Genomic DNA, 2,122 nt, shown 5'->3' with positions numbered 1-2,122 from the left:
AAATGAACGATCTACTCATCCAACAATTACAGCAACTGCGCATGACAGGGATTGCGGATATGTTAAAACAGCAACGCGCTCAACCCAACACCTACTGTGAATTAGCCTTCGAGGAACGGTTGTCCCTGCTGGTTGACCATGAAATGAACCAAAGACGGACAAACCGCATCAACCGACTTCGTAAACAGGCACGACTCAGGTTAAATGCAACACCGGAAGAACTGTCATACGACAATGGCCGCGGATTACAAAAGCCAAGAATGGCCGATTTATTAAATGGCGGATATCTTAGTCATCATCAGAATATCATTGTTACCGGAGCCACAGGTGGCGGTAAAACCTATGTAGCTTGTGCGCTTGGTGAACAAGCGTGTCGCCAGGGAATACGTGTTGGTTACTGGCGATTACCACGATTAAACGAGCACTTACACATCGGCCACGCTGATGGCAGTTACACCAAGCAGCTAGCAACGATAGCGAAACAACAGCTACTGATCCTGGATGACTGGGGACTGGAAAAACTCACCGTCAAACAGGCAACAGACTTACTGGAGGTGGTAGAAGACAGGCACGGCGTAAGTAGCACCATCATCTGTAGTCAGCTACCTGTAGAGCAATGGCATTCAATGATAAGTAACGGCACGGTTGCCGATGCGCTACTAGATCGCCTCATCCACAATGCTCACCGGATAACCCTCACTGGGGAGTCAATGAGAAAGCAACAAACCATGAGGTAAATACCTGTGGCAGACTGCGGTCTGCCACAACTACTGATCGGGCAAGCCATAATACCAGTGATCGGGTGTATCAGAATTGGGGTGATCGAGAGGCCGGAATTAGTGATCGGGAAATGCCTAATACGCAACCCAGGTACGCCATGAGTTTTCTGGGATGGTCGAAACGGTGTAAATCGCCTAACTCTGCAACAACACCCACAGCTACCAATAATCTGATACCTCGCATGGCCTGAACAGCTTTTATAACGGGATAATACCGCCATTGGTGAACATGATGAGTTAATTCGTTATCTAGTCTCTCCAGTCGCCGGATGCGTTCCTCAATGGTTTGCAATTGTTCCTGCAAAACAATTTGCTGGGCTGGATGAGGTAATATCAGTTCAGTGAGCCAGCGCAGATGTTTTTTAGACCAGTTGGCGGTGCCTTCGTAACGAATGTTGTTGCGTAGCAATAAAGCTTTAAGCTGGTACTTAGCTTCTTTTAAATCCTTCATGGCCGCTTCACGAGCGCGGGATAAATCCCGAACCGCTTCATCTTCCGGCTCAGGGACATAAATGGGCGTGAGGTCTTCTGACTTCAATGACCTCACCAATTTAAGCGCATCCCGGCGGTCGGTTTTAATTCGCTCCCCAGGCTTTTTAGGAATAAGAGAAGGGGCGACCACATAACAGCAATGACCCAAACTTGTTATCAGTCGATAAATCCAGTGGCCACACGGGCCCGCTTCATAAACAACGTGAAGTGTCGCGCCAGGATATTTAGATTCAAACTGGCGGAGCAGCTTTTTAACGCTGACTTTGGAAGAGGGGATACGCCCATAATGAACAGGTACAGCGCCACGCTGTTCTTCACAATACGCCACTTCATGGAATTCTTTGTGCGTATCCAACGGCCAATCCGATAAAAATCATGCTATGTTTGTTCATGCTAGCCTCCAAATTGATTTAGTATTGAACAAACTAATTATGGCAATGGCTTTCAGCTAACCCACGAAAATGCGGAGGCTAGCATTTCACAGGGAGTCATTGTGTCTATGCGTATCGGAGAATAAAAAATTAGCTCATTTTTCAAATCTCAATTTTTTGACCGTTTTTGGAGAAATTCATTTTTTATCCTGTTTACACTAATTCTATTGGTTGTAATAAAGGCAGGGCGAGAGCATGAGTGCTCAAATTTCGTTCAACGCTACCAAACCCGCCGCTAACACCTTTTCCAAGTAATCAGTGCTGCCATGCGCACGCTTCTGTTTCCGTGGCACACTCGTTTTTCTGGTTGTCTCCGCACGAAGCATGTTCAAGGCAAGCTTCCTCGCTCCTGACAGTATTTCGGCGGCATTGCCACGATATATCTGGCATTCATCTTCTTTCATTGAGACATCAAGGACC

General features: G+C 46.9%; 2 protein-coding genes and 1 pseudogene. 1 reads left to right on the top strand and 2 read right to left on the bottom strand.

The genetic code is table 11. From position 1 onward, the window contains the following. Positions 1-2 precede the first annotated feature (2 nt). Complete coding sequence (gene istB / locus C6Y40_RS10560) at positions 3-737, top strand: IS21-like element helper ATPase IstB (RefSeq protein ID WP_071979584.1); 735 nt, start codon at positions 3-5, stop codon at positions 735-737. A gap of 121 nt (positions 738-858) precedes the next feature. Here istB and C6Y40_RS10555 read toward each other — a convergent pair. Next, a pseudogene (locus tag C6Y40_RS10555) lies at positions 859-1,663 on the bottom strand (IS110 family RNA-guided transposase); the annotation flags it as partial. Positions 1,664-1,905: 242 nt separating this feature from the next. Continuing rightward, on the bottom strand, positions 1,906-2,122 hold a 217-nt coding region (locus C6Y40_RS24965), incomplete at its 5' end, for a transposase (protein WP_420836918.1).

The organism is Marisediminitalea alba (assembly GCF_002993365.1).
GTDB classification, from domain to species: domain Bacteria; phylum Pseudomonadota; class Gammaproteobacteria; order Enterobacterales; family Alteromonadaceae; genus Alteromonas; species Alteromonas alba.
This window is presented reverse-complemented; position numbering and strand designations above follow the sequence as displayed.

Bases quoted from the DNA above. Each gene is read 5' to 3' on its own strand.
- istB (WP_071979584.1), top strand. From the start codon at position 3: ATGAACGATCTACTCATCCAACAATTACAGCAACTGCGCATGACAGGG.